This is a genomic window from Mangrovibacterium lignilyticum (assembly GCF_010882175.1).
GTDB lineage: Bacteria > Bacteroidota > Bacteroidia > Bacteroidales > Prolixibacteraceae > Mangrovibacterium > Mangrovibacterium lignilyticum.
Window position 1 is genome coordinate 235101 of sequence record NZ_WKLH01000003.1, and the last position, 23704, is coordinate 258804.

A 23704-nucleotide genomic window follows, 5' to 3' on the forward strand; every position below is an offset into this window, starting at 1 on the left:
GAACACTCAGTGCTAACACTAAATGTTGGATTCAAACAGCTCAAATTTATGAAAAAAAATCGATGTATTCCTGCTTTTCGGAGCGGGTGGCAAAAACTCTTCCTTATGATGAGATTAACATTATTTTTCCTCGTTTTGGGATTGGTGCAAGTCTCGGCAAACGCTTATTCCCAGCAAACGAACCTAAACGTTAAAATGGGGAACGCGAAAGTTGAGGACGTACTGAAAAGTATCGAGGATCAGAGCAATTATTACTTTTTGTATCGCTCTGATATGTTGAAGGAAATTCCTGCGGTAAATATCGACCTCAGTAATGCGAAAGTGGAACAAGTTCTGGATAAAATTCTTCATCCTTACGGTTTTACCTACGAAATAGACGATCGCATTGTGGTCATTAAAAAAGGGGACGGATCAAATTCCCGGCCAAATGCCGTTCAGCAAGACAAGAAGATTATTGGTACAGTAAAAGATAATGCCGGCTCGCCGCTTCCGGGTGTTTCGGTTGTTGTTAAAGGAACGACCAACGGAGTGATTACCGATTTCGATGGTCGGTTTAGTTTAGAAGTTCCTGAAGACGCTATTCTTCAGTTAAGCTTTATGGGAATGGATCCTTTGGAAGTTTCGGTGGATGGACAAAGCATGTTCGACCTGGTAATGAAGGAATCGCTGGTGGATATTGATGAAGTTGTTGTGGTTGGTTATGGTCAAATGCGCCGTAGCGACCTGACCGGGGCAGTGGTCTCGGTGTCGAGCGACGCGATTTCCAAAACAGTGACTACTTCGATTGATCAGGTATTACAAGGGCGTGCTGCCGGTGTGCAGGTACAACAAAACAGTGGTGCTCCGGGATCCAGTTCTTCCATCCGTATTCGCGGTATCAACTCGCTGAATGCCTCGAACGAACCCATCTTTGTAATTGACGGTGTGATTATTGATGGCTCAACCGGCTCGGGAAATGATAATGCACTGGCTTCCATTAACCCATCTGATATTGTGTCAATGGATGTGTTGAAAGATGCGTCGGCAACAGCGATTTACGGTTCCCGGGCGGCAAACGGGGTCATCATTATTACGACTAAACGCGGGAAAAAAGGTGAAGCTTCGATTACCTACGACGGCTATATGGGTTGGCAGGAAATGCCTAATAAACTAGATTTGCTTAACCTGCAGGAATATGCCATTCATAAAAACGAGCGCGCTGCCATGGGCATCGTTCAGTTTGACGATAATTTTGTCCGGCCGGATTTGCTCGGAGAAGGAACAGACTGGCAGGATGAGCTATTTACTCAGGCGATGATGAACAGTCATAACCTGTCGGTAACCGGTGGTGCTGAAAAAAGTACTTACGCCTTGGGAGTCGGTTATCTTGATCAGGATGGTATCGCCATTGGTTCGGGCTTCAAGCGTTTGAACCTGCGCGGTAGTTTCGATTCACAAGTGAAAGATTACCTCAAAGTAGGGATGAATTTTGCCTTCAGTAACTCCAAGCAAAAGACAACCGTAAATGACGATTCGCTGATTAAGACGGCACTGAAACAAACACCGAACGTAGCGGTGAGAAATGCCGACGGAACTTATGATGGTCCGGATACGGATGAATACGTTCAGAATAATCCGGTGGGTTTGGCGATGATTAAAGATAACCGGAACGAAAAGGCTGGTATTCGTGCCAATACCTATGTTGAAGCTACTTTGGTGAAAGGTTTGACTTACAAAACCGAGTTGTCTCTTGATTACGGAATTACGAATACCTACACGTTCAACCCGTCGTACACATTCGGCGCGATCACCAATGAAGTGCGTGAGGGGTCTCGCTCAAAGTCGTTCAGCAAATTCTGGAGCTGGCGAAATATTCTGACTTTCAACCGGGAATTTGATCTGCACAACATCAACCTGATGTTGGGTCAGGAGATGCAGGAATCGCGCTGGGAATACCTCTACGGATATCGGTCGGGCTACCTGACAAATGGTGCGACTGATTTGGACGCGGGCGATGCGACAACGGCAAAGAACTCAAACAGCAGCGGAACAAGCTCCATCAGTTCGTTCTTTGGACGTCTGTTCTATTCTTTCAACGACAAATATTTGTTGACAACAACCTTGCGTTACGATGGGTCTTCCAAGTTTTACGGTGACAACCGTTGGGGATGGTTCCCATCAGCAGCAGTTGCCTGGAAAGTTTCAAATGAAGCTTTTCTGGAAGACAACACGGTGATTAATAACTTAAAACTTCGCGTAGGCTGGGGAACTGTTGGTAACCAAAATGTGGCCAACTACGCATACACATCAACTTATGCCTCAGTGGCAACCAACTGGGGAACTGGTCTGTTGGCAAGCAACACGCCAAATCAGGACTTGCAATGGGAAACAACTTATTCCAGCAACATCGGTTTAGACTTGAACCTTTTCGAGAACCGCATCGAATTTATCGCCGATGTATATTATAAGAAAACCAAGAATTTATTGCTCCAATTACCGCTTCCTGCTTATGTTGGAACATCCGGTCAAGGCTCAACATCAGCTCCCTGGGTGAATATCGGTTCACTTGAGAACAAAGGGATTGAGTTGACACTGAATACGGTGAACATCGATAAAGGCGACTTTCAATGGCGCACAAATCTGGTGTTCTCGATGAACCGCAATAAAGTACGTTCGCTGGATACGGAAACCAGTATCATCAATAAAACGATTCAGGAAGGCTCCGATATTACAGTTATAACCCGCACGGCGGTTGGTGAAGCAATTGGGCAGTACTATGGTTACAAAGTGATCGGTCGTTTCGAAAAAGCGACAGACTTTTACTATAAAAATAGTGTTGGAGAGGTTATGCCAACAGCTTTACCGGAAGATATGTCGATTGGTGAAAACGGAATATGGATTGGTGACTACATCTTCGAAGATGTGAATGATGATGGTGTGATTAACGAGGAAGACCGTACTTTCATTGGTAATCCCGAGGCCGATTTCATCTTCGGTATTGGGAATACATTTACATGGAAAGGTTTCGACCTGAATGTTTACCTCACCGGCTCGTACGGAAACGAGGTGGTGAACTATCAGCGTCGTTGGTTGGAAAATCCGCGTGAAAACACAAACCTGTTGCATAAGGCGATCAATTACGCACACCTGGATTTGATTAACCCGGAGGGTCCGAATGATTACCGCAATGTTGAGATCGTTAGTGGTGATCCCGATATGCCGCGTATCGGAGCGTCTTCAGCTTCTTCAACATCAAACTTCCGTTTCAGCGACAAGTTTGTGGAAGACGGTTCATACCTGCGCATTCAGAGTATTTCGTTGGGGTATAATTTCCCGAAGAAATGGACAAGCAAAATTGGTGTTCAGAATTTGAAATTGTACACCAACTTACAAAACGTGTACACTTTTACAAAATATTCGGGGTATGACCCTGAAATAGGATCGACAAACCAGGATGCCTTAATGACTGGTATTGATAACGCTCGTTATCCTTCGCCACGCATCTACACGTTTGGACTAAATCTTACTTTCTAACCGATAATAAGAACAGAATATGAAAACAAATAAAATCATCTATACGCTGGCAATTGTGTTTTCCCTGGCTTGGACCGGTTGCGACACTTTTCTGGAATCGACGCCTGACGACCGGATTACCGGAGAGAACTTCTATCAAACTGAGGAGGACTTTAAAGCAGCAACTGCTCCGCTTTACAATAAGGTTTGGTTCGACTTTAACGACAAATTTTATTACGGTTTGGGCGATGGTCGCGCTTATAATTTATATGCGCCCTACTCGGATTACATTTATCCGTTCAGCGATTTGACAGAGACCGGATTAACGGGACCTTTGGTGTCGGCCTGGCAATCGTTTTACAATGTTATTCAACAATCCAATAAGGTTATTATCGGCATCACCGGAAGTAGTGTTAATGAATCAGTGAAAAACCAATACATCGCCGAAGCCCGTTTTATGCGCGGTGCCGCTTATTGGTATCTGGTTTCTTTGTGGGGTGATGTTATTATTTCTGAAAATCCAAATGAATTGGTTAGTAACCCGATTGTGAATACCAATCCACGTGCGGATGTGTACGAGTTTGTGATGCGTGATTTGGAGTATGCCGCCAAATATTTGCCTGAGCAAGCTGCACAATCCGGTCGGTTGACCAAATACAGCGCGTTTGGAATGTTGTCGCGGATTTATCTTTCATACGCTGGGTTGAGCGATAATCCCAATAGTGGTACACGCGATCAGGAATACCTTGATATGGCTAAAAAGGCAGCAGAAATGGTTATCAATAATGGTCCCTACGAGTTAATGGAAAACTACGCAGAGCTTTTCAAAATTGAAAATAACAACAATTCCGAATCTCTGTTTGCCCTGCAATGGGTTCCTAATGGCGATTATGGGGTGAATAATACACAGCAAGCCTACTTTGCTGCAGGTTCCGAAATTACCGGCGACGATGCTGCCTGGGGTTATTGGACCAGAGCATCAGTTGATGTGCTGCAGGAATATGAATCAGCCGACCTTCGCCGAAAAGCAACCTGGATGGGATATGGCGACTTCTATCCAGAGATCAGTAAAGCCGCCGGTGGTTATACCTATGAAAAGACTCAAGAAGCGTTGAATGTGAAAAAAGGTGTGGTCGGATCGACCAAGGACAACGCCAGTATTTCGCGAATGAATTCAGCCTTGAATACCTACATGATGCGTTTGGCGGAAGTATATCTCAATTATGCTGAAGCCGTTTTGGGAAACTCCGAAAGCACCTCGGATGCAACTGCATTGATGTATGTTAATATGCTTCGGGAACGCGCCGGATTGGATGACAAAGCAACGCTTACTTATGACGATCTTATTCATGAAAGAAGAGTGGAGCTCTGTATGGAAGGGCAATACTGGTATGATCTGGTTCGTCGTTCGTATTACAAACAGCAGGAAACGATCAACTACATCACGGCACAGGACCGAGGAACTATTTTCCCGATTTTGTATGATACGTCAACGAACACCGTAACGGAAGATACCAGCCGTGACCGAGGTTCTCGTGCAATCGGTCAGATTGATGAAAGCATTTTTCTGCTACCCCTGCCGGAATCAGAAGTGGTACAAAACCCCTTGTTGAAAGAAGATCCCGTTCCTTATGAGTTTATTGAAGAGCGGATAGCGGACTTATTCTAATCCGTGGACAATTGAATTAGAATTAAAAAACACCGATTGATATGAAAAATATATTCTCAAATAAAAATCGTTGGGCATCCATAGCTTTCCTGGGATTGCTGGTTTTCACCATGCTGTTTTCGGCTTGTGAAGATGATGAATTCGCTAATGGCCCAATTACGATCACCAAAGTATTTTTGGAAGATGCTTCATCATCCGTACCGGACAGGGAAGTGTCGTTTGCGCGGCTGGGACAATTGCTACGCATTGAAGGATCTGGATTTACGGGTCTGAAGAAAGTATACATTAATGGCTATTCCAGTTATTTCAACCCGGTTTATGTTTCCGACAATTCAATGTTGGTGAGTGTTTCGAAAAACACACCGACTGTTGAAGCTGACGCGGAAGTGAGAAACACCATTCAATTCATGAATGATTCGTACGATATCGTTTTTCCATTCGAGATCCGTTCGTCCGCTCCAGGCATCACCAGTATTTCGAACACACTGCCGTTGGCCGGCGAAACAATCACTATTTACGGTTCGGGATTGGTTGAGGTGAGTAAAGTTGTGTTTCCTGGCGATGTTGAAGTGACTGACGGAATTACTTCAGATACCGATGGTGAGTTCTTTATCGTAACTGTTCCGGATGGGGTTTCAGAAGAAGGCGGTTCGTTGATGATTGAATGTTCCAATGGTGGAGCGTATTCACCGGCTTATTTCAACTTTAAAAACGGCGTTATTCTGGATTTTGATGGTATGGGAGCCCAGGGCTATTGGGGAAGCTCAACCAGTATGATTAAACCGGATGACCTGGAGTCAGCTTCAGTTGGTACCGGCAATGTTTCGCAAGGAACGTATGTGGCTCATCGCCCGGCACGCATTGCTTCGTTTGGGGCTGCTAAAAACCGCCTGTCAGAAGTGTGGACTGCCGGAAACGATGTGGACGACTGGCGTGGACAATTGACGCCATACATTCCGGCTTCGACACCGTTGGATGAAGTGGCTTTCCAGTTCGATATTTTTGTTCCTCAGGCCTGGTCCGGATCTGGATTCCTGAAGATCTGTCTGGTCAATGGTTTTAATGGAGGTGAATGGTCCGGCAACTGCTACAATTACGTGCCGTGGGTAATCGACGGTGAAGTTGTTCCCTTCGAAACAGAAGGTTGGACAACGGTTACCGTTCCGCTGAATATGTTATATGCTTTCACCGATGGTGACTTTACGTTTGAGGATGTATTAACAACCCGCGAAACATCCAGCTACAAAAACTTCGGTTTTTACTTCGAGAACTCTGACTTCACCCTTCAGAATATTACCGGGAATGATGCTGATAGCGAAACTGAATTTCCTTCGGCTGAAACCTCTGTAGATGTATACACCGATAATTGGCGGATTGTATCGTTAGCAACACCTGTTTACAGCGATTTCCCCGATGTTGAAGAATAAACCCTAAACCTAGAGAAATATGAACTATAAAAATATAATTCCTTTCATTGCGCTGTCGTCACTCTTGCTGACCTCTTGCGATGATCAGATCATGGATTGGTACACAGATCCATCACATGGTGAAATAACAGCCTCGGAACTTCCTTTGGAGTTGGCTGAAAAAATAGAGCGCTACGAGGCATTGAATACTTATACAGACTTTACCCTGGGAGCAGGCATCGGTTTGGATTTGTATATGAATGATGAAACTTACCGGAACATTACGAATGCCAACTTCGATGAGGTAACAGTTGGCTACGGTATGAAGCACGGGCCGATGGTTGCCTCCGACGGTAGCTTGAAGTTTGATGCGGTGGATGCTTTTATTGCCAAAACCAAAGAAGCAGGATTAAGTACTTTTGGACACACGCTGCTATGGCATCAAAACCAAAATGCCAGTTACCTGAATGGCTTGATCGCGCCAACAGTGATTCCGGCTCCGGCAGGAAGCAATTCACTGGATTTGTCGGGTTTGAAAGATGGTTCGCTTTCAGGCTGGGGTGCATGGAACAATGGGGCTGGTATTTCGGTTGAAGACGGATCCGGATTGTCAAGCAGTTCACAAGCTGTGAAAATGATTGCTTCATCGAGCTCAAACGCGGCTTATAACCTGCAACTGATTACCCCGGATATTACGATTGTTAGTGGACATACTTATGAAGTGTCTTTCTACATAAAGTCAGATCAGGCAGGTAAAGGCCGTCTTTCATTCGATGGATTGGAAAACAACTACCCCTGGAAAGACTGGTTTAATACCGGTGGTTCCTGGACTGAGGCTTTTGAAACAACTTCGGAATGGCAACAAGTGAAAATTACGATAAGTGATTTCGCAGCATCATCATTTAAAATTGCTTTCGACCTGGGCTACCTGCCCGATGTGAATTATTTCATTGATGTTGATAATATCATGGTGATTGATTTGGATGCCGAACCTACAATTGTGAATTTGATTACAAATGGTGATTTTGAAAGCGGAACCCTGGATGGCTGGGGAGGCTGGGGAAATGGATCGAGTCGAGCAGTTTCGGCTACCGGTGAAGGCTATGGCGACACCGGTTACGCGATGGTCTTAACAAACCCAACAGCAGCCAGCAACTACCAGGCACAACAAGTTTACACCTTCGCAGCTGCGTTGGAACAAGGCGTTGACTACACTTGTACTTTCATGGTCAAGGCTGATGTTGCTGCAAACCTTCAGGTTGAAATTCAAAGTGCCGATTATAGTGCCAATTATTATGGCGGGATTGCTGTGGGCACCAGTTGGATGCAAGTGCAAAAAACCATTACCCCTACGACTGCTGATCGGATCAAGTTTATTTTCGACTTTGGCGAAACAGCCTGTACGTATCACATCGACGATATTGTGTTTGCAAAAGCTGAAGGTGGTGGTTCGCCATCCGGCCCGACAATCATTGAGAAAACCGATGAGGAAAAGGCTCAGATCATTGGTGATGCGATGGAAAGCTGGATTTCCGGAATGGTTAGTCATTACAAAACAGATATTCATGCTTGGGATGTGGTGAACGAGCCAATGCGTGAAAACGGGGAAGTTCGTGATGGTGACGTGACCGATCTGGCTGACGATGAATTCTACTGGTTAAAATACCTGGGTAAAGACTATGCGGTAACCGCTTTCAATTTAGCTCGTCAGAACGGAAATTTGGACGATAAACTATTTATCAACGATTATAACCTGGAGTCAAACTTGACTAAATGTGACGGCTTGATTGCTTATGTTCAATATATTGAAGATATGGGAGCAACTGTTGATGGAATTGGAACACAGATGCATATTTCTTCAAGCACCGATAAAGACATGATTGTGCAAATGTTCCAAAGGCTGGCCGCTTCTGGTAAGCTCATTAAAATTTCAGAACTGGATGTCCGCTTGGGTACAGCATCGCCAACTGCCGAGCAACTAACCGCTCAGTCCGATATGTATCAATATGTCATCGATCAGTATCGGGAGATTATTCCAATTGCCCAGCAATACGGAATTACAATTTGGGGAATTTCGGATAACGAGCAGGAACACGAGTATTGGTTGCCGGATGAGTCGCCAAACTTGTGGGATGCGAATTACAACCGCAAGCATGCATACAAAGGAGCGGCGGATGGTCTGGCCGGAAAAGATGTGAGCGAAGATTTCTCCGGCGAATTACAATATTAACCCTTCATCTTCCCAATTAAGCAGAGGTAGCTTTCGGGCTGCTTCTGCTTTTACCGGAAATCCGAATTGAGAAACACATGGAATCTTTCAGACTACGATTCGGTATTTTTTGGTTCTTTTTTGTATTCAGGTCTATGCCCAACAGACTTACGAATTTTCATTATTACGAAAGAAAGAAGCTCGGTTTCTGGTTTATGGAAGACCTTTTTTTGATTTGGTGTAAATCAGGCCTTGGCTTATAGATTTGTACGGCTATGTCAATAAAGACATGGTAGCTGGGGGCACGAGCATGTTCTGCCCGAGTTGGTCGTTGCCTGGGTTAAATTGCTTGTTCGCGTTTATCCATCCATCCCCTTCTTGGTGTTCAGAACATTGGCGGCGGTGTTTCCCTTTTTCGTGAACGTATGGTTTATTTTAATGGACTATCCGACGGATTAATCCTTTGGCTTTTTGCATAATTTTTTCGGGATTCGCTTCAGTGAGTATTGGAAGCCTATTTACAGAATTTTTTTTCAAAAAGAGGTAATGTTGTAGAGCATGTGTAATAAATTGATAAAGAATGAGTTTGGGTTTTTCAAGTTAAACTGAATATCAAAAGATTCTTAAATCTTCTTAATAGGGTTTAACTTTTCAAATTTACGTTTGTTCTTTGTACCTGTTGTTGCCATCCTTACTCTGGTGGAATGATTCAGAAACAGGACTTAAAATCACGGTAACAGAGCTAACTAAACAAACTAATTAAGCAAAGCAGTTGCTTGAATTGGTAAACTGATTGGTTGAAGTGTAAATCTTTGGCTTAAGAAAGCTTTTGCCAATTTAGTTGAGCATGGAAAACGGTTTCTTAGTTGATTTTGAAATTATATAGACTTTAAAAAGAAATATGAGTTCGTCAGTTAAAAAGAAGGGGATTAAGTTTTTAAAAGGGACCTTGCTGGTTTTGATGGCTATTTTCGCTGGAGGGTGCAAAAAGATGGTTGTACTCGAATCGAAAGGTGCTGTCGGAGTTGAGCAGGCATTTTTAATTAAGATAGCATTCCTGTTAATGCTAATCGTAGTGCTACCGGTATTTGTCATGGTTATCTGGTTTTCAATCCGGTACCGGGCATCGAATACCAAAGCAACTTTCAAACCAAAATGGACACACTCCAATGCTGTTGAGGCGGTAGTGTGGGGAGTACCCGTTGCCATTATTATTGTACTGGGCTACATAACCTGGGAAAGTACACACGAGTTGAATCCATATAAACCGTTGGAATCGGACAACAAGGCGATTGAAATTGATGTGATTTCAACCGATAGCGATTGGCTTTTTGTTTATCCGGAATACGGCGTTGCGATCGTCAACCAAATGGTATTCCCGGTTAACACGCCATTGAATTTCCGCCTGACTTCGGGGTCTGTGATGACTTCGTTCTTTATCCCGGCTCTAGGTAGCCAGATGTATGCCATGGCCGGAATGCAAACGAAGCTGCACCTGATGGCGAATGAAGTTGGCGTTTTTCGCGGACACAATATGGAATACAGTGGCAATGGTTATGCTGGGATGAATTTCAATGCCATTTCAACAACACAGGAAGGTTTTGAAAACTGGCTGAAAGGTGTGAAAGAATCAACCGACAGTCTAAGCGTTGACCGCTTTAAAGACATCAATTCGATGTTCAATATGAACCATCCTGTAACCAGTTTCTCAGCTGTTGAACCCGACTTGTTCAACAAGGTTGTGATGGAGAATATGCACTGGATGGGGATGCCTGAGCATAGTGAAATGGAGGAAAAATACGGCGACGAGCCAAAAGGATCCATGCACATGATGCACGGACACGGTTCGATGCATTAATAACGCTGAAAAATTTTGGAGGAATAAATATATGTTTGGAAAATTAAGTTTGTCGGATATACCATTTCACGATCCAATTGTTATGGGCGCTATTGGCAGCTCAACGATTGGTGCGGTGGTCATTCTCGGCTTAATGACTTATTACAAAAAATGGGGTTACTTGTGGACCGAATGGCTGACGACAGTCGATCACAAGAAAATTGGAATCATGTACATCATTCTTGCAGGCGTGATGTTGTTGCGTGGTTTCGCTGATGCTGTGATGATGCGGGCACAACAGGCCATTGCTGCCGGAGGAAATGAGGGTTATCTAACTGCTCACCACTTCGACCAGGTGTTTGGTGCGCACGGAACCATCATGATTATTTTCGTGGCGATGCCTTTCATTATTGGATTGATGAACATCATCATTCCCTTGCAGATTGGTGCACGCGATGTCGCTTTCCCGGTCATGAACTCGGTGAGTTTCTTTTTGACCGTTGCCGGTGCCGGACTGATGATGATCTCATTGGGTGTTGGCGAATTCTCGAATACCGGATGGACGGGCCTCGCGCCACTGTTCGAAAAAGAATTTAACCCGGGAGTCGGTGTCGACTACTGGGCCTGGGCTTTTCAGCTTTCCGGGATGGGAACCTTACTCGGAGGGATTAACTTTGTGGTGACCATTCTGAAAATGCGCGCTCCGGGTATGAGCCTGATGAAGATGCCGCTGTTTACCTGGACCTCTTTAACGTCAAGTGTATTGATTATTTTCTCGTTCCCGGTAATCACAGGTGCGTTGACCCTGTTAACGCTCGACCGCTACCTGGGCATGCACTTCTTCACCAACGATATGGGTGGTAATATGATGATGTGGAACAACCTGTTCTGGATGTGGGGTCACCCCGAAGTTTACATCGTTATTCTGCCTGCCTTCGGTATTTTCTCCGAAGTGGTATCGACCTTCTCCAGCAAACGTCTTTTTGCCTATAAATCGCTCGTTTGGGCGACCGCAGTTATTATGATTTTGTCGTTCACCGTATGGTTACACCACTTCTTTACGATGGGGAATACGGTGAATGTGAATGTGTTCTTCGGAATTACAACCATGCTGATTGCCATCCCGACAGGGGTAAAGGTCTACGACTGGCTGTTCACCATGTATCGCGGACGGATTCGTTTTACCAGCCCGATGTACTGGATGCTCGGCTTCCTGACTGCCTTTGTGATTGGTGGTATGACCGGTGTGCTGATGGCGATTCCGGGTGCCGACTATGTGGTGCATAACTCGGTGTTCCTCGTGGCTCACTACCACAACATGTTGATTCCCGGTGCGCTGTTTGGCTACTTCGCCGGATTCAGTTACTGGTTCCCGAAAATGTTCGGTTTCAAACTCGATGAGAAGTGGGGAAAACGGGCGTTCTGGGGCTGGATGATCGGTTTCCTGGTTGCTTTTATGCCCTTGTATGCCGTTGGATTTATGGGGATGCCGCGACGGGCAGCCCACTACGACGACCTCAGCTGGCAGCCTTATATGATTACTGCTGCGATTGGTACCGCCATTGTTGGATTGGGTATCGCTTGCCAGGTGATTCAGTTGGTGGTTAGTTTCCGCAAACGCGAAGAGCTGGAAGATGCGACCGGCGACGCGTGGGACGGCCGTACCCTCGAATGGGCGACAGCTTCACCTCCGCCAGAGTATAACTTTGCGGTTGTTCCGGTGGTAGGCGATTTGGATGCCTTCTGGGAGATGAAAGAACAAGGTACAGCTTTCAGGCACTATCCGGTTTATGCCGACATTCATATGCCGAAGAATCAACCTTACGGGGTGATCATCGGTGGTTTGGCGCTGGGCTTGGGCTTTGCCATGATTTGGTACATCTGGTGGCTGGCAATTGCCAGTTTGATCGGAATTATTGCCACAATCATCATTTCCGGTTCGAACGATAACGACGGTTACTTGATTCCGGCATCGGAAGTGAAACGGATCGAAGATTTGCGTTTCGACCGGATGGCTCAGGCTAAAAAGGAAAAAGAAGAAGAGGTAGAAAAATTAAGCAAAGAAGAAGTTTATGAGTACAGCGACAAAAACAACTGATATCGCGCATGATGATCATCATGCCCAGCACCAGGCGGAAATAAAGACCTTCGGCTTTTGGGTTTACCTGATGACCGACCTGATTTTATTCTCCACCTTTTTTGCCACTTTCGCTGTGCTGGCGAAAAACTATGCCGGCGGGCCCGGAGCAAAAGAACTGTTCGAATTGCCCTTCCTGTTTGTCGAAACCATGTTGCTGCTGGTGAGTAGTGTAACCTTCGGTTTTGCGGTAATTGCGCAGCAGCAAGGCAAACAAAAACAAATGCTGACTTACCTGGTGGTGACCGGCTTACTGGGACTCGGATTCCTCGGAATGGAGCTTTACGAATTTGCCCACATGATTGGCGAAGGCGCCGGTCCCGATCGCAGCGGATTCCTTTCAGCTTTCTTTACCCTAGTGGGTTTCCACGGTCTTCACGTTACATTTGGTATCGTTTGGCTGACTGTCATGATCATCCAGATTGTGAAAGTCGGGCTGACATCGGGTGTCGAATCACGCCTGGCACGCTTGAGCCTTTTCTGGCACTTCCTCGACATTGTTTGGGTTGGCGTGTTCACTTTTGTTTACCTGTTTGGGCTGGTTTAACCAAGCGTTTCGTTCATTTTTAAATTGAAAGATATGTCAAATCACACACATAAAGGGGCTGTCGAAGGCTCTCATTCGAGCGTCAAATCGTACCTGGTTGGCTTTGTGCTGGCGGTCGTATTCACCCTTATTTCATTTGCCTGTATTGCGCTGGAACAAGTGCCGCGCAAGGTCGCTTTTATCGGCCTGTCCATTGCCGCCTTGATGCAAATGCTGGTGCACCTGCGTTATTTCCTGCATCTCGACACGTCGAGAGAACAGCGCTGGAATGTCGTTTTTATTGCATTCACCGGCGTGCTGGTCTTCATTTTTGTGGGCGGCACCATCTGGGTCATGATGACCCTGAACTCACGCATGATGTAGTAACATAAGAATATCGTATTCGTTGCTTCAAGGCAATGTTGGTGGTTCACGGAAATAGCTATTCCGCCCCTCCGACATTGCCTTTCTTGTTTTAGGCTGAAATTAACGCCGCATGCCGGTCGTTTTATGCCGTTCGTAAGGGTGAACGATCAGCATGTTCGGGTGCGAATGTAACGTGCTCTGGGTGAAAGTCTAACGATGTTTGGGATATTTAATACCTGTTAAAAATGTTTTTGATACGTATTAAAAATATTTTTAACAGGTATTAGATTTTATTTTGATACGTATTAAAGTTCTCTAGGCTCACTGGGTTTCAGTCAACAGGTCACGAGGTTTCTATCCGGATCACAGCAATCTCTTCGCCGTTCTACCTTAGAAGACAAGCAGCTGCAGGCCGATGACAGGGGCAGGATTGCCCGCGGTTAATGTTTTACAAAGCGCGAGCCGGTGAAAAACAAGTAAGCAAACACCGTACACACAGCCATAATGGTGCCCATAGGTACCAGGTCGCCGCTGTGAAAAACAGCCAGCAACGAGCCGACCGCCCCGCTAAAAGCAAAGCGAATAACGCCGATAACGGCATTGGCCGAACCCGAAATGTCAGGAAATTGGTTTAATATGAGGGCAACGGTGTTGGCAAAAATCAGTCCCAGGCTACCAATGAAGGTAACCATCAACGCGAAAACAATGGCCAGACTTGGTTCCGCTTCGCGAACAGCAAACCACAGGCATACCCCCGAAATGAGCTGAATTACCAGGCCGACATGCAGAATTTTAGCTGGTTCGATGTGCTTGACCAGGCGGAAGTTCAGAAAAGTAAGCGCCACGTTCATCACGATGTTCGCCCCGAAATAGATGGGGAACAGGCTGACATCGACCTTGAAGAATTCGATGTACAGGAACGACGATCCGGTTAGGAAAACGAACATGCCCGATACCGCAAAACTGTTCGCCAAAACCAGAAAGACGGCTTTCGGAGAGCTGAATATTTTCCGGTACGAACCAACCAGTTGTCTGGCTGTCAGCTTACGGGTAATATGTTGCGGATGCCGCGATTCTGGCATCAAAAAGGTAAACAGGAAAAAGGTCAGCATTGCCACGGCCGACATAAAAATAAAGATCGATTTCCATCCCAGGCTAATCAACAGGAAGGAGCCAATAACCGGAGCGACCAGCGGTGCCAGCATCATAATCATACCGATTAGCGATGAAATCCGGGCCACTTCTTTCCCTTCGAACCAGTCGCGGACAAAAGCCATGTTGACGACTGACGCGCCGCCACCGCCAACTGCCTGAAAGAAGCGTAAGATCCAAAGTACACGAACATCGCTTATAAAAACGGCTAGCAAACTGCTCACCGAGAATAGTAGTACACCGGTCAGGGCTATGGTTTTCCGGCCAAATGAGTCCGATAGCGGACCGCCAAAGAACTGTCCCACAGCCACGCCGATAAAATAAACCGTCAGCGATACCTCAATCATGTTAATCGGTTGTCCGAAAAACTCGGCCATGGTTGGCAAGGCCGGAATATAAGTATCGGTTGCAAACGGTGAAAGGGACGTTAATAAGGCTAGTAGGAAGGTTATTTGTGCAATGAAAAAGCGGTTATCCCGCGAAACCAAGAATCTTTTTGTCATGTAGTCTGTTTTCTGTGTGGCAAAAATAGGTCAATTATATGAATTGAATTTTAGCTAAATGTTATTATAACACATTGTTGGGTTTGCTTGTAGGTTATGCCTTTTTTGACTAGATTGGAACCTTTGGTTTGCAGCTGTGAAGAACGAAGTTTTTTTGGAAGGCGATGCTGCAAAATTAGGCAAATACCAAACCATTTACGACATTTGAATGAATTTTAAAATTTACCCAATGAACCAACACTTATCTCTTCTCCTAATCGGGGTGGCATGCTTATTCATGTCTTGTTCTCCGAAAAAATCCGATCTGATGATCAAACAAGAATTAAACAGTGGCTGGCAATTTACGGAAGCCGGAACCACCGACTGGCTCGCTGCAACAGTGCCTGGATGTGTGCACACCGATTTGCTGGCCAACGACAAAATTGAAGATCCTTTTTACCGGCTCAATGAGCGCAAGCTGCAGTGGATCGATAAAAAGGACTGGACCTACAAAACGACACTTTCGGCCGATGCTGATTTGCTGAAACGTGATCGCATTGCTCTCGACTTCAAAGGGCTGGATACTTATGCCGATGTGAGCATTAACGGGCAGCCGGTGATTTCGACCGATAACATGTTCCGCGAGTATCTGGTCGATGTAAAGCCTTTTTTGAAAGAGGGTGACAATGAGTTGGAGATTACGTTTCGTTCTCCCATCAACGAAGGGGTGAAAAAGTACGATGCTTATCCCTACGAAGTACCGGCTTCCGGTAACGATCTGGCTGAAATTGGCGAAGTTGAAGGTGCTAAACGCGTGAGCGTGTTTACCCGGAAAGCCGGCTATCATTTCGGCTGGGACTGGGGCCCTCGTTTGGTGACCAGCGGAATCTGGCGACCTGTTTTCCTGAAAGCCTGGGACGAAGCCCGGATCAACGACCTTCAAATTGTACAACACCAGGTTGAAAAGGAAAAAGCTACCTTCTCGGCCGTTGTTGAGATCGACGTCGAGCAGGAGAAGTCTGCCGTGATCTCGATTATGAATGAGGGCGAAGAGTTGGCTAAATCTGATTTTCAACTTGTGCCTGGTACTTCGCTTTATAAGTTGGCGTTCGAAATCGCCAACCCTAAATTGTGGTGGACAAATGGGCTCGGCGAGCAACCTTTATACAATATTACCGCTAAGCTCGATATTGACGACCAAACAACAGAACTGAGCCACCGCATTGGTATCCGCACGCTGGAGTTGGTGCGCGATAAAGACGAAAAAGGAACATCGTTTTATTTTAAGCTGAATGGAGTGCCGGTTTTCATGAAAGGTGCCAATTATATTCCCAACGATATCTTTCCGTCACGCGTGAGCCACGAGATGTACAAAAATGTGGTGAACACGGCCAAAACATCGAACATGAATATGTTGCGGGTTTGGGGAGGTGGTATTTATGAGAATGATGAATTTTACGATTTGTGTGATGAAGCGGGAATCCTTATTTGGCAGGATTTCATGTTTGCATGTGCCATGTTCCCCGGCGATCAGGAGTTTCTGGATAATGTAAAAGCGGAGGCTGAAGACAATGTGAAACGCTTACGCAACCACCCGAGCATTGGCCTGTGGTGTGGTAACAACGAGATTTTAGCTGCTTGGTACGATTGGGGCTGGAAAAAAGACGAAGAAGCCAAAAGCCAGGAAAACGCCGACAAGATTTTCAAAGCTTACCAGGATATTTTCCATGAGATACTACCTGCTGCCGTTGAAAAATATGATCCTCAACGGGCCTATTGGAGTTCAAGTCCTTCGTCAGGAACCGGTATCCCTGCCGATTTAGTGAACGGCGATGAGCATTATTGGGGTGTTTGGTGGGGGAAAGACCCGTTTAAAAATTATGCCACACACATCGCCCGGTTTATGAGCGAATATGGTTTTCAATCGTTTCCCGAGTTGAAAACAGTGAAACAATATGCCACTCCCGAAGATTACGATATTCTCTCGGAGGTTATGAAATCGCATCAACGGTCATCAATTGGTAACGAGACCATTGAATATTACCTGTTGCAGGATTACAAAAAGCCCAAAGACTTTGAGTCGTTCCTGTATGTAAATCATGTGTTGCAGGCCGAAGGAATTAAGTTTGCCTTGGAAGGTCATCGCCGTGCCATGCCTTATTGTATGGGTAGCTTGTACTGGCAGATCAACGATTGCTGGCCGGTTGCTTCATGGAGTTCAACGGACTACTACCAGCGCTGGAAAGCTTTGCAGTATTACGTGAAGAAAGGTTTTGAGCCAATTTTGGTGTCGCCTTTTACCGAGGAAGGTCAACTGAAAGTGGCGGTTGTGAACGATGAATTACGTGATATTCCGGCTGATCTGAAATTGAAAGTGATTGATTTCAGCGGGAAAGTGATTTGGGAAGAAACGAAATCGGTAACGGTTGACGCGAACTCTTCAACAATTTTTTACGATGTGAACGAAGCTGAATTTCTGAAAGGGAAGGACAGTAAAAATCAATTGTTGGTGACGGAGTTGTATGAGGGAGATCAACGTTTGTCTTCCAATGTCTTCTATTTCCGTCCGGTGAAGGAGTTGAACTTACCCAAGCCTGCGGTGGTGTCTTCAGTTCAAGTTGTGGATGGCGGGTTTGAAATAACATTGAAGTCAGACGAACTGGCAAAAAACCTGTTTCTGACAATTGGCGACGAAGATGGTTTCTTCTCGGATAACTATTTTGATTTGCTGCCTGGTGAAGAAGTGAAAATCAACTTGAAAACGAAGATTTCAAAAGAAAAACTAGACGAAGTCCTGACCATCCAAACCTTGGATCAGACTTTCTAAAAACGATTATAGCAGGTTGAAGGGGAGTGCCTTGTTTGTTTAGCAAGGTGTTCCCCTTTTTAGTTGGTTTTCTTTTTCAATTTGTACTGGTAAAGCCCAATGTTGTTTTTCATCGCCGAAATTTCGATCTCATCATGGTTGAAATGTAAATCATAGTCACCGGTTAAAATCAGGTTCCAGTCAAAATTGGCGGTCCACATATTTTCATCCGTAAAAATGATTTTTGAGCCGTCAATGTGGAAGGTGCCGCTTCCACCAGCGGGAATCCAGTCAGAACCAGAACTACAGGTGAAGCTTTGACCATTAAATGTCATCGTAACCGGGTTCGAATAGACCTCTCCGTTTGTATATTCCACAGAGAAAATTCCCGTGTAGATTCCTTGCAGTTTCAATGTTTCTGTCTTTTCAGTGGTGGTACAAGCCAGAATGATGAAGATCAAGCACAGGGAAGAACTTGTTCGTATTATTTTAGTCATGAGGTGATGCTTTTGTTTATAAGATGCGCGATGCTCAATCAGGTTGCGTCTCTTGGTTGTTGATTGTCTGTGAATTCAGTTTTGCATGTAAATATAAGTTGAAAATATTATTGTTCATAGTAGTTGTCCTCGAAAAGTGTGGCTGCTCCATTGGTTGACGGAAGGTAGGAGCCTAAATGTTCGAATCGTTTTCTACTGTTTTTAAAGAGTAGAAGTTATATTTTTCAACCTTGGGTGAGAGTGCGAACACCCTAATAATAAAATGAAAAGGAAAGCATTCGCATCGGGCTTATTTTTTATTGATATTTTCAATTATGTCTGATATCAAGCTTTTTGATGTTGATATTCTATTGACAGCAAGCTGTTTCCTGACAAATTTTGAATGCAACTGTCATTATCTATCAAACATTCCAGGTGAGAACAGGGAAGCTTCTATTTAAGGAACCGTGTTGGGAGCTGAAATTCGAATGTTCGAAAAATCAACCGATAAGTTTAAGCCAGATAAAATAGCAGGCAAAAGACGATAGCACCAAGATGCCAAACCACGAGAAAATACGAAGAACCCGGCTTGGTTGAAATTCCGGTGATACATGAGATGCGGTTACTGCTTTTAAATTCAGCACGGCCAGCATCGGGGCTGTTATAAACGAAAGGGTTGTTGCAATATCAACCAGCAATTTCATTTGATTGGCAAAAACTGAAATGAGCAATACGGCCCCGATCGTGATCAGGCTAATCCACAGAAGTTGCAGTCCTTGCTGGCTCTTCCGGCTTTCAATTTTCCTTGTAAAAACTTCCAGAACGGGTGTAAGCACGCGTGGAAAAGCATCGAGTACTGTTAAGGTCGTGCTAAACATGGTTGCAATGGCTGCAATTACCAAAATTGGGTAGGACCATTCGCCAATTGAGCGAGTGTACAGCGCTAAGAGTTGGTTTGAGAACTGGATGCCACCGTTTGCAAAGCTTTCTCCTGAATGAAACATGACCATCGCTCCTAATCCCAGAAAGGCCAATGAGAGCACTGTTGTTCCGATGTATCCGATGTTGAAGTCCATGAGCGACTCCTTCAAACTTGGGCGGTATCCCGTTACTTCAATCTTTGCAATCGTCCACAGGGAGCTCCATACCGAAATGTCAATCGCACTTGGCATCCATCCCACCAACGCGATTAGGAAGGCCACGTTACCGAGGGTGAATTCGAATGGCTGCTGGTTTTGCACAACCGTTTGGATATCGCTTTTGATAAAGGCAGCAATCAGGGCGGTAAGAGTTGATACCGACAAAATGACGACAACAAATTTGATCAGGCGGTCAAGTGTTTTGAAATGACCGATTAGGACAATCACCGCACAAAGTAGGAGCAGTAAGGTCGTAATTTGCACGTAACTTAAAGGTGGCTGAATGACAGAGCTGATCAGTCCGACTGTTACTGAAGTTACCGCTGCTTGAATGGTAAACATCGTGCTAACTGTGAGGAATAAAAAAAGCGCTACAACCCATTTGCCCATGCGGTGGTAGCCGTCAATCAAGCTTTCGCCGGTTGCAATGGCGTAGCGTGAACCGTATTGGAAAAAGGGATATTTAAGTGCATTCGCTAAAATAACCACACCGGCCAGTTGAAATCCATAGTCGGCTCCGGCCCGTGTGCTCTGCACCAGATGTGATACGCCAATCGCAGCGGCAGCCCAGATAATTCCCGGGCCCAAAGCTTTCCAGAAGTTTTTTTGCATAAGTTTCTATTCCTCTTTTGACTGTTGCAAAAATGGGTAAAATTTTTCTTTGCAGCCTATGGAAATGACGAGCGACTGTTTTTCAAGTCGTTTAATGTGAAGTCCGTTCTGTAGTAGATTCGGATTTGTTTATTGTTTGGATCAATCCTGAGGCAACGGCGGGCGGGATAACTTGATTTTAGCTATTTAATCAGAAAATGGCTATGATTAATTCTTTACTTTTGCATAACAAGCGTGAAATTTTCTAAAACAGGGCTTCATCAGGAGTGTTTTTCATTGGACTGAAATATTTAAAGCGCGCTGATGTTATCGGTTTTTCAGTTTGAAAACACCATGGTGGTTGACTATTTTTGTGGACAACAAATACATTTAAAAACCTTATTCGATTATGAAAAAGGCAGGTAAATTTGTTCTATATCTGATGCTTTCCGTTCTGTCGCTGTTGGTCATACTGGCGGTTGTGGCGTCATTAATGCAGGACAAAATCGTGAAACTGGCACTTGAGCAGGTTAGTGAAACAACAAATATTCCGATAGAGACTGGAGAGATTGACTTTTCTCTGATTCGCAACTTTCCGATGGCTACGCTGGACTGCCGGGATCTATTGATCAGTTCACCTGATTCACTTAGGCAATCGAATTCGGCAAAAGACACCTTGCTTTATGTGGGTAGGCTTTATGTGTCCGTTCAAGCGAAGCCATTGCTAAAAGGGATTTTTGAGGTCAGAAAAGTTGAAATCGCTGATGCGGATGTTTTTTATGAGGTTGATAGTCTCGGGAAAACGAACTACGACTTTCTGATGGACACGAAGCAGAGCCAGCCAATTGATACCGCATCAAATTCGATTTACCTCGATGTAAAAACATTTGAGCTCAATCATGTGACTTGTCACTATGACGATCAGAAATTGAACGCGCAAGCAAAATTGGTGCTCGAAGAGGTTGATTTGTCTGGCCTAATTGACAATAGCCAGTATTACGGGAATGTTGAAGGAGAGGCTTATGTAACCGATTGTAATTTCCCGGAAATTCAGTTGGGTAAAATGGGAAAAGCTACGCTCAAGTTTAATCTTGACTACAAAGATCAGTTGCTCAGCATTCAACAAACGGATATCGCGATTGATGATAAGGCCAATTTGGCGGTGAAAGGCTATCTTATTTTTAGCGACAAGTTAATGGCTGATCTCAAGCTTCAGGCCGGGCAACTTGATGTAGCTGGTCTAGCCGAATATATGCCTGCAAATTGGTTCGAAAATTACGGTGTTCACAAGCTTGACGGAACCGTTAACGTGAATGCAACCGTGTCGGGCTATTTGAATGATTCAACGGCACTGCCACACATTGATGCCACTGTTGATCTTTCAAACGGGAGTATAAAATATCTCGATTATCCTGAAATTAGCCGAATAGTTTTGCAGGCTAAAGCGACTAACGGAGCGGAAAGTAACAATCGAACATCGAAACTGGAAGTCGATTCTCTCAGCTTTTTTGTTGCGAACAGTCTGGGCAGTTTAAAGGGAACTGTTGAAAATTTGGATCAACTGACATATGCCCTCAATTCCAGTGTTGATGTTGATTTGAATGATGTGAATCCGTTCATTCCTGATAGCATTTTGAAGAGAATTAATGGACGCATAAAGGCAGATATATCAACCAAGGGTATTTTTCCTGATTCAATGACCGATCACTTCATCAATTCGGTGGCAGCAAATACAACATTACATCTAAATGCTACGGAGGTGAATGTCGAACTCGATAGTTTATTGTCGGTTATAAAATTGAACGGTGAGCTGCAATACAATCCCAATCAGTTGACGGTTGAGGGATTCACGGCCGAGGTTCCTGCTTATAAATTAAGTCTGAGAAAGTTGGATTTAAATACAGCCTTTTCCGGAGAATTGATCAGACCTGAAAGCTTGGATTTTACAATTAATAAGTTGGAATTGGAAACGGACAGTTGCACCGCCAGCTTTGACGGATCACTGAAAAATCCAATGGCTCCGGATTACAATCTTAATGGAAAACTGAAGCTGAACCTGGCTGAAGTTTATTCGATGTTACCCGACTCGTTGGTCTCCGGTTTGTCGGGCAATGTTTCAGTAAATCTCCATTCGGCGGCCAAAATTAATCTCGATTCTATTAGCGATCAGATTCAGGATGTGTTATTCACCCAAGGTGATTTTGCAGTTAATTTTCGGAATGTCTCGTTGGACATGCCAGATTCGCTGATGTGTGTTCAAAAGTTATCAGGCGATGTGAAATATCAGGCTGATACTGTCTGGATCGACCAGCTGGAAGGTGGGTATCAGGGACTGAATTTCGGAGCACGGGCAACGACTATCGCAAATGTTTATTCGGCTGCTATTCAAAATAAACCCAAAGAATTGTTAGTGCACGGCAACTTTAGCGTTGATAGTCTTGATTATGCCTGGATTGAAAGTTTCCTCCCCAAGGATTCTGTGGATTCGTCGAATGTTCAGGATTCAGAGGAAACTTCGCCGATGAATTTCACCTATAAAGTGAACGGGAGATTTGAAGCCAATGAGCTAAAGTACGGACCCAATGTTTTTGAAAATGTAGCGACGAAATTTTTGGTGAAAGACAGCTACTATGTACTCGACAGTTTAAGTATGGAAGCCTATCAGGGCAAGGCCTTGTCGTCAATTAAAGTCGAAATGAAGCCCGAAGGTGAGATGGACCTTTTCTTTAAAACCAATGTTGGGCAAATGAATGTTTCGGAGATGGCGAAAGGTCTTGAAGATTACATCACCATGGACGATTTCACCGCAGATAATGTTAAAGGGACGATTTCGACTCGAATGGATGGAAAGATTGTGCTGGATAAAAACTTTGAACCCGTCTACAATTCATTGATGTTAAAAGGAGATCTGGATATTGCTAACGGGGCATTGATTAATGTAAAGCCGGTAATGGAGGTTGAAAAAATCCCCGCTGTCGGACTCAAGAATATGGATAAACTGTATTTCAGCACACTAAAAAGCAGTATTTTCTTGTTCAATAATAAGCTGTACATCCCGCAAACCGAAATTCGTAGTAGTTCTTTCGATGCCATGTTTTTAGGAATGTATAGTTTTGGCGAAGACTACGCCTACCATATTCGGATGTTTTTAGGCGAAGTGCTTTCGAGTAAGTCGAAGGCTAACTTGCGAAAACAATCGCAGGATGATGGATTTGAAGAGGACCAGAGCGATGATATTACGAAAGGGCGGACGTCGATTTACCTGGTTTCGAAGAAGGAGAACGGCAAGGAAAAAGCCTGGTTCGATAATCGGAAGGACCGAACGAATATGGTCGCCAAAGTAAAGATGCAGGAGGGTGCTTTGAAGTTTAAGTTTCATCCGTTGTTTGTGACTTATGAGACAGAATAAGCCAATT

General features: G+C 44.7%; 13 protein-coding genes. 10 read left to right on the top strand and 3 right to left on the bottom strand.

Going from position 1 to position 23704, the window contains the following annotated elements; all coding sequences use genetic code 11:
* Nucleotides 1-105 precede the first annotated feature (105 nt).
* From GJV22_RS15295 to cyoD, 8 genes are all read left to right on the top strand, one after another.
* Complete coding sequence (locus GJV22_RS15295; RefSeq protein ID WP_163715679.1) at nucleotides 106-3513, top strand: TonB-dependent receptor; 3408 nt, start codon at nucleotides 106-108, stop codon at nucleotides 3511-3513.
* 19 nt (nucleotides 3514-3532) lie between these two features.
* Nucleotides 3533-5161 (top strand): RagB/SusD family nutrient uptake outer membrane protein, encoded by a 1629-nt coding sequence (locus GJV22_RS15300; RefSeq protein WP_163715683.1) that lies wholly within the window; start codon nucleotides 3533-3535, stop codon nucleotides 5159-5161.
* A gap of 41 nt (nucleotides 5162-5202) precedes the next feature.
* Nucleotides 5203-6588 (top strand): glycan-binding surface protein, encoded by a 1386-nt coding sequence (locus tag GJV22_RS15305; protein WP_163715686.1) that lies wholly within the window; start codon nucleotides 5203-5205, stop codon nucleotides 6586-6588.
* Nucleotides 6589-6607: 19 nt separating this feature from the next.
* Entirely contained in the window at nucleotides 6608-8797 is a 2190-nt protein-coding gene (locus GJV22_RS15310; protein WP_163715689.1) for an endo-1,4-beta-xylanase, read from the top strand.
* A gap of 880 nt (nucleotides 8798-9677) precedes the next feature.
* Entirely contained in the window at nucleotides 9678-10634 is a 957-nt protein-coding gene (gene cyoA, locus GJV22_RS15315) for a ubiquinol oxidase subunit II (RefSeq protein WP_163715692.1), read from the top strand.
* Between the two features lie 31 nt (nucleotides 10635-10665).
* Entirely contained in the window at nucleotides 10666-12711 is a 2046-nt protein-coding gene (gene cyoB, locus GJV22_RS15320) for a cytochrome o ubiquinol oxidase subunit I (RefSeq protein WP_163715695.1), read from the top strand.
* Nucleotides 12686-13297 carry a cytochrome o ubiquinol oxidase subunit III gene (gene cyoC, locus GJV22_RS15325; RefSeq protein ID WP_163715698.1) on the top strand — a complete coding sequence of 204 codons (612 nt, stop codon included), beginning with the start codon at nucleotides 12686-12688 and terminating at the stop codon, nucleotides 13295-13297. Before cyoB ends, cyoC begins: the two co-directional genes overlap by 26 nt.
* A 33-nt stretch (nucleotides 13298-13330) precedes the next feature.
* A complete protein-coding gene (gene cyoD, locus GJV22_RS15330; protein WP_163715701.1) occupies nucleotides 13331-13660 on the top strand; it encodes a cytochrome o ubiquinol oxidase subunit IV in 330 nt (109 codons plus the stop codon).
* 422 nt (nucleotides 13661-14082) lie between these two features.
* On the opposite strand, the gene GJV22_RS15335 is transcribed toward cyoD, so the two are convergent.
* Complete coding sequence (locus GJV22_RS15335; RefSeq protein ID WP_163715704.1) at nucleotides 14083-15297, bottom strand: multidrug effflux MFS transporter; 1215 nt, start codon at nucleotides 15295-15297, stop codon at nucleotides 14083-14085.
* A 307-nt stretch (nucleotides 15298-15604) separates the two neighbouring features.
* Between GJV22_RS15335 and GJV22_RS15340 the strand changes: the two genes are divergently transcribed.
* Nucleotides 15605-18103 carry a glycoside hydrolase family 2 protein gene (locus GJV22_RS15340; RefSeq protein WP_205461903.1) on the top strand — a complete coding sequence of 833 codons (2499 nt, stop codon included), beginning with the start codon at nucleotides 15605-15607 and terminating at the stop codon, nucleotides 18101-18103.
* 59 nt (nucleotides 18104-18162) lie between these two features.
* On the opposite strand, the gene GJV22_RS15345 is transcribed toward GJV22_RS15340, so the two are convergent.
* Together GJV22_RS15345 and GJV22_RS15350 are read right to left on the bottom strand one after the other, a co-directional pair.
* Nucleotides 18163-18579: a hypothetical protein gene (locus tag GJV22_RS15345; RefSeq protein WP_163715706.1), complete on the bottom strand. Its 417-nt coding sequence runs from the start codon at nucleotides 18577-18579 to the stop codon at nucleotides 18163-18165.
* Between the two features lie 479 nt (nucleotides 18580-19058).
* Nucleotides 19059-20309, bottom strand: a complete 1251-nt coding sequence (locus GJV22_RS15350) for an Nramp family divalent metal transporter (protein WP_163715709.1) — start codon at nucleotides 20307-20309, stop codon at nucleotides 19059-19061.
* A gap of 388 nt (nucleotides 20310-20697) precedes the next feature.
* Between GJV22_RS15350 and GJV22_RS15355 the strand changes: the two genes are divergently transcribed.
* Complete coding sequence (locus GJV22_RS15355) at nucleotides 20698-23697, top strand: AsmA family protein (protein WP_163715711.1); 3000 nt, start codon at nucleotides 20698-20700, stop codon at nucleotides 23695-23697.
* Nucleotides 23698-23704: the final 7 nt, after the last annotated feature.

Excerpts from the sequence above, each read along its gene's own strand:
- GJV22_RS15345 (WP_163715706.1), bottom strand. The coding sequence starts at position 18,579 with ATGACTAAAATAATACGAACAAGTTCTTCCCTGTGCTTGATCTTCATC.
- GJV22_RS15355 (WP_163715711.1), top strand. The coding sequence starts at position 20,698 with ATGAAAAAGGCAGGTAAATTTGTTCTATATCTGATGCTTTCCGTTCTG.
- GJV22_RS15335 (WP_163715704.1), bottom strand. The coding sequence starts at position 15,297 with ATGACAAAAAGATTCTTGGTTTCGCGGGATAACCGCTTTTTCATTGCA.
- GJV22_RS15300 (WP_163715683.1), top strand. The coding sequence starts at position 3,533 with ATGAAAACAAATAAAATCATCTATACGCTGGCAATTGTGTTTTCCCTG.
- cyoA (WP_163715692.1), top strand. The coding sequence starts at position 9,678 with ATGAGTTCGTCAGTTAAAAAGAAGGGGATTAAGTTTTTAAAAGGGACC.
- GJV22_RS15305 (WP_163715686.1), top strand. The coding sequence starts at position 5,203 with ATGAAAAATATATTCTCAAATAAAAATCGTTGGGCATCCATAGCTTTC.
- GJV22_RS15295 (WP_163715679.1), top strand. The coding sequence starts at position 106 with ATGATGAGATTAACATTATTTTTCCTCGTTTTGGGATTGGTGCAAGTC.
- cyoB (WP_163715695.1), top strand. The coding sequence starts at position 10,666 with ATGTTTGGAAAATTAAGTTTGTCGGATATACCATTTCACGATCCAATT.
- cyoD (WP_163715701.1), top strand. The coding sequence starts at position 13,331 with ATGTCAAATCACACACATAAAGGGGCTGTCGAAGGCTCTCATTCGAGC.
- cyoC (WP_163715698.1), top strand. The coding sequence starts at position 12,686 with ATGAGTACAGCGACAAAAACAACTGATATCGCGCATGATGATCATCAT.
- GJV22_RS15350 (WP_163715709.1), bottom strand. The coding sequence starts at position 20,309 with ATGCAAAAAAACTTCTGGAAAGCTTTGGGCCCGGGAATTATCTGGGCT.
- GJV22_RS15340 (WP_205461903.1), top strand. The coding sequence starts at position 15,605 with ATGATCAAACAAGAATTAAACAGTGGCTGGCAATTTACGGAAGCCGGA.
- GJV22_RS15310 (WP_163715689.1), top strand. The coding sequence starts at position 6,608 with ATGAACTATAAAAATATAATTCCTTTCATTGCGCTGTCGTCACTCTTG.